We start from the raw sequence: 314 nt of genomic DNA, 5'->3' as shown, positions 1-314 counted from the left end.
TTATACGTGAATGAAAAAAAATTATGAAAATGACGAAATAATAAGATTTAATAAACAAGTATATTGTATATAATACAACAAGCCAAGAATTATTCTTTGTATTTAAATAAGAACTATTCATTAATTGTTAAAATTAGATTAATAGGTCAAGCTACAAAGGGCGCATGGTGAATGCCTTGGCATCAGGAGCCGATGAAGGACGCGATAAGCTGCGATAAGCTTCGGGTAGACGCACATAGTCAGAGATCCGAAGATTTCCGAATGAGGAAACTCACATGGGAAACCCCATGTATTGTAAAGTGAATACATAGCTT

The 314-nt window shown here is 34.1% G+C and carries 1 rRNA gene; it reads left to right on the top strand.

Features of this window, described 5'->3' with window-relative positions:
* Window positions 1–144 precede the first annotated feature (144 nt).
* Window positions 145–314: ribosomal RNA gene (locus NG918_RS16515) — 23S ribosomal RNA — on the top strand; the annotation flags it as partial.

The organism is Clostridium sp. ZBS2 (genome assembly GCF_023845855.1).
Classification (GTDB): Bacteria; Bacillota; Clostridia; order Clostridiales; family Clostridiaceae; genus Clostridium; species Clostridium aquiflavi.
Note: the sequence above shows the minus strand (reverse complement) of the source record. Positions and strands in the feature narration are given on the sequence as shown.